Genomic DNA, 4,629 nt, shown 5'->3' on the forward strand with positions numbered 1-4,629 from the left:
GCTATTTTCTCTTTAAAAATTAACATAATTGACGATATGTAACCAGAGAGGGAGGGTGAAGAAACTAACCAGGGTAGAAACAACGATTGCTCGTGCAGCCCAGGGTACATCTCCCCCAAATTCTGTGACTAAAATTATAGTATTTACTGCGGTAGGCATGGCGCTTTGAATTACTAAGATTTGTAAATCAAGGGTTTCGAGATTTAATAATTTACCAACTGCTAAAGCGACAATAGGAGCTAAAATTAATCTGATGGTTACTCCCAATAGTTCTTTGATTTTAATTTTAAAGGTAATACTAGAGAGTTGGATACCTAGTATAACTAAAGCTAAGGGTATAGCACCTTCACCGAGTAATTTTACTCCTTCAGCGAGATTAAAAGGGAAAGATAACTGGAGTTGATAAGCTCCAAATCCTAATAACATCGCCCAAAATAGGGGTAATTTTAGGGTTAATTTTAAGCCTCGACGCCAACCATTACCTCTAAGGATAGCAGGACCTAAACCAAAGGTTAACACACTCGAAGCGATCATATAGATAATAGCTCTTTCTAAACCTTGTTCACCAAAAGCAAATTTAATTAAGGGTAAACCGAGATTCCCGTTATTAGGAAATAAAGAAGCAGCCAATAAACTAGTAGCTAAAGGGGGAGGTAATTGGAGGAGTTTAGCTAGAATTATCGAGGTGATATAGACAGCGAGTGAGACGAGAATAAATCCGAGGATTAATCCAGTAGCACTTTTTGCCGATATAGTAGTACGATAGAGACCATCAGCGACTAAAGCAGGGGTAAGGATATATACGGTGATTTGGGATAAACTCTGAGTCTCTAGGGGAAGAAACCGATTAGCGATAAAACCAATCAGGATGATTAAAGCTACAGGAGCGATCGCGGGTAAAAAGGCTGACATTGATTAGTTAGCAGATTCGTCAATTGGGTATTTTCTGCACAGTTGGCATAATATAGCGCTACGCAAAAGGCAAGAGTAGATTAGCACTCTTGTTTCATAACTTGAAAATGTCCTAACCACAACGCGTACTACTATATAGCAAATGCTCAAAAAAAACCTCAATGATAAATAGTTACCATTGAGTCAAAAAAATAGTACAATGATTAATAGCGAGCTTTTTTGGTAGTAGAACTTTGAGGAAAGCCAAGATTGCGTATTACTTGGTTTTTCCTCTCGGTTTCTAGTTGTTTAAGCTTGGTATAATCTACCCAATGAATGCAATCCACCGGACAAGTATCGATCGCTTCTTGGATTAACTCTTCTGAGTCGCCGTTATGATTAAAAACCCTAGCTCGTCCATGCTCTGGTTCGATATAAAAGGTATTAGCCGCTGTATGGGCGCAATGTTTACAACCGATACAGGTCGTTTCATCGACGTAGGGACCTTTTTGCCGTAATACTCCTCCTAATTCTGGTTCATATCCTGAAACAGAGGCATTATTGCGTAAAATCCCTCCCAATTCTGGCTCTAAACCCGAACCTTGAGAATTTGAGGGAATTTCCGACATTAGGCGCTCCAACGTTGTACGACTAGACGAATTGAACCATCTTGATTTTTTTGTTGTTCAGCGAGTTGAAAACCTTGTTTGCTAGACTCGTTAACTACGGTGTGGTAAGCGTAGCGTTGGGTTACTTGTCTGAGAAAACCTTCTACGGTTAAGGGTTGTTGCCAATATTGTAAATCGGTGACTAGTTCGTATTCTTGTCCATTCCAGCTAAACCCTAAGTCGTAGTTGTTAGCTTGAGGAATTACTACTTCTGCGTTGTGAGTTTGACCCTGATATCCTCTGACTTGGGATGGTCCTGGTTGCCATTCTATCCCTAAATCGTTTAAAGCTGTGGTTAAATAATTCAGATTGCGGATTTTGGTCTTGATATTGCTAAAGTGTGACATACTTGCTCCTAAAGAAAAGTTAATTAAATTTTACAAAAAAAAAGAAGTCTTTACCATTGACTAGAAGTAGCTTTATTGGTTACTTTGTCCGATTGATAAGCTTCTTGAGCATAAAAAGCGCTGTTTTTTTCTTGAGATAAAACTTGTCCTAGTTCCGCTTCAATTGCTGCGGTTACCTCTTGACAAGAAGCACCAATTATGCCTGTGACCGTTTCTTTAACCCGACCATCAGGGTAAATAATAAACTCAAGAGATTCCATGTTCATAATTAAATCTCAAAGGGGTTAAACGCTAAATTTTTGCAGCAGTATGTATAGAATTGTAGCAAAAGTTCATAAAAACTAGGTTAGTTACTTGAGTTTTTTTAAGATTTTGTGCCAATCTGATTAGATAAAAGATGTCTTAGAATAGAAAAAAGTCAAAATAACTTAATATAACCCGAGTCTATGCCAATTTTAGCTGCGATCGCTGTACTAGCGATTTTAATTATTGTCCACGAATTAGGTCACTTCGCCGCTGCCAGATTACAAGGAATCTACGTTAACCGTTTTGCCATTGGGTTTGGTCCTGCTTTATTAAAATATAAAGGTTCACAAACCGAATACTCAGTAAGAGCCTTTCCTTTAGGAGGTTATGTAGCCTTTCCTGATGATGAACCAGATAGCAACATACCTCCAGACGATCCTAATTTATTACGCAATCGTCCCATTTTAGATAGAGCGATCGTTATTAGTGCAGGAGTAATCGCTAATCTGATTTTTGCTTATTTTCTCTTGGTAGTGCAATCTGGCACAATAGGGTTTCAAAGTATTGACTATCAACCAGGGGTAATAGTACCTCAAGTTTTAAACGAAAGTACAGGGGTCGCAGCAACAGCGGGAATCAAACCAGGAGATATTATTACAGGTATTGATTCTCTCACCCTTCCTGCTTCGAGTGAAGGGATTACCACACTCAGAGATAAAATTCAACAATCCGCCAATCAACCCTTAGAATTAACCATCACTAGAGATACAGAAGAGATTCTCGTCACCGTTATTCCCCAAGAAAGTGAAGATGGTAAAGGGAAAATCGGGGTAATGCTTTCCCCTAATGGAGAAGTAGTGCGCAAACGCGCTCAAAATCCCCTAGAAGCCATAGTCATGGGTGCAGATGAGTTTCAACGCATAGCTACTCTAACTGTACAAGGATTTAGTCAGTTATTATTGAATTTCCAAGAAAGTGCGCGACAAGTAGCAGGTCCTGTAGCGATTGTAGCAGTAGGAGCACAATTAGCCAAAGATAATCTCGGTAATTTGTTCCAATTTGCCGCTTTAATCAGTATTAACCTGGCTATTATTAATATTCTGCCTTTACCCGCGTTAGATGGTGGACAGTTATTATTTCTGCTGATTGAAGGGGTATTCGGAAAACCTTTACCTGCTCGATTACAAGAAGGAATCATGCAAACTGGTTTATTTCTCTTACTTGGTTTAGGAATGTTTTTGATTATCCGAGATACAGCTAATCTAGCCTTTTTTCAACAATTATTTCAATAAATAATGAGCGTTGCTAACAAGATATTAGCTATACTTAAGGAAACTTACCCTAGTGCAACTTGTAGCCTTAATTACGATACACCTATACAATTACTAGTAGCTACCATTCTTTCTGCTCAATGTACCGATGAAAGAGTAAATAAAGTTACACCAGAATTGTTTAGGTGTTTTCCCGATGCAGTTGGTCTAGCTGAAGCTGATTTAACAAGCTTAGAAGGGTTAATTAGGTCAACAGGATTTTATCGCAACAAAGCCAAAAATATTCAAGGATCTTGTCAAAAAATTGTCAGTGATTTTAATGGAGAAGTTCCTCAAACTATGGAGGAGTTATTAACTCTTCCTGGAGTAGCGAGGAAAACAGCTAATGTAGTCCTCGCTAACGCTTTTGGGATTAACGCGGGAGTAACAGTAGATACTCACGTTAAACGTTTGAGTAATAGATTGGGTTTAACCACTCATAGTGATCCTCTGAAAATAGAGAGAGATTTGATCAAACAATTACCTCAACCCGAGTGGGAAAACTTCTCTATTCACCTAATTTATCATGGTCGCGCTGTTTGTCAAGCGAAAAAACCACAGTGCGATCGCTGTGTCTTGTTTGATTTATGTCCTAGTGGAGAGAAGTATAAGATCAAGTTCGGATGAATACTTACGATAAAATTGAGATAAGGCAACAGGCACTCTTGCAATAGGGAGTAGGGAGAGGCGAGAGAGGAGTATAATATATAGAGATAATAAAACCCTACACCCTACCTCCTTTTTCAGTTTATTGTCACCCACTGAGTCATTTGATATAACCATAGCGCGTAGCACTATACTGTATATTTGGGAGTATATGACCAACAATTACGCTATCTTAATCCTTCAGAAGAGTTAATCCCTACTCCTGAAGAAGTAGCTATACAAGCCCAAGAATGGCTCTCGGTGTACATGCGGTGATAAGCTTTCACAAGAATGGTTATAGGCAAGAGATGCAAAAGAGAAGAAAGTGTAACTTTAAAGACAATTTACCCCATAGTGCCGAGAGAGCCGCAAAATTAGCTTAACCGCGAGAAGCCTCAAGCTTTATTTTCTCAAATAAGCGTGAGATGAATCGCGTCCTTATTTTATTTCATCTTGATTCTGTATATAACCCACATTCAGCAGCCCCATAGATAAAATATAAAAGAAGTATAAAGCCAAAGA

General features: G+C 38.7%; 6 protein-coding genes. 2 read left to right on the forward strand and 4 right to left on the reverse strand.

Annotated features, from left to right (window positions below; translation table 11 throughout):
• Positions 1 to 12: 12 nt before the first annotated feature.
• From EA365_14195 to EA365_14210, 4 genes are all read right to left on the reverse strand, one after another.
• Positions 13 to 912, reverse strand: coding sequence for an AEC family transporter (locus tag EA365_14195; GenBank protein ID TVQ42787.1), 900 nt, complete (start codon positions 910 to 912; stop codon positions 13 to 15).
• 203 nt (positions 913 to 1,115) lie between these two features.
• Complete coding sequence (locus tag EA365_14200) at positions 1,116 to 1,520, reverse strand: ferredoxin (protein TVQ42788.1); 405 nt, start codon at positions 1,518 to 1,520, stop codon at positions 1,116 to 1,118.
• Positions 1,520 to 1,906: a DUF1257 domain-containing protein gene (locus EA365_14205; protein TVQ42789.1), complete on the reverse strand. Its 387-nt coding sequence runs from the start codon at positions 1,904 to 1,906 to the stop codon at positions 1,520 to 1,522. The genes EA365_14200 and EA365_14205 overlap by 1 nt, the downstream gene beginning before the upstream one ends.
• 50 nt (positions 1,907 to 1,956) lie before the next feature.
• Positions 1,957 to 2,172 (reverse strand): DUF2997 domain-containing protein, encoded by a 216-nt coding sequence (locus tag EA365_14210; GenBank protein TVQ42790.1) that lies wholly within the window; start codon positions 2,170 to 2,172, stop codon positions 1,957 to 1,959.
• Between the two features lie 180 nt (positions 2,173 to 2,352).
• Here EA365_14210 and rseP point away from each other — a divergent pair, with 180 nt between their 5' ends.
• Positions 2,353 to 3,444 (forward strand): RIP metalloprotease RseP, encoded by a 1,092-nt coding sequence (gene rseP, locus EA365_14215; protein ID TVQ42791.1) that lies wholly within the window; start codon positions 2,353 to 2,355, stop codon positions 3,442 to 3,444.
• A 3-nt stretch (positions 3,445 to 3,447) separates the two neighbouring features.
• Positions 3,448 to 4,089: an endonuclease III gene (gene nth / locus EA365_14220; protein ID TVQ42792.1), complete on the forward strand. Its 642-nt coding sequence runs from the start codon at positions 3,448 to 3,450 to the stop codon at positions 4,087 to 4,089.
• Positions 4,090 to 4,629 lie beyond the last annotated feature (540 nt).

It is taken from the genome of Gloeocapsa sp. DLM2.Bin57, assembly GCA_007693955.1.
Classification (GTDB): domain Bacteria; phylum Cyanobacteriota; class Cyanobacteriia; order Cyanobacteriales; family Gloeocapsaceae; genus Gloeocapsa.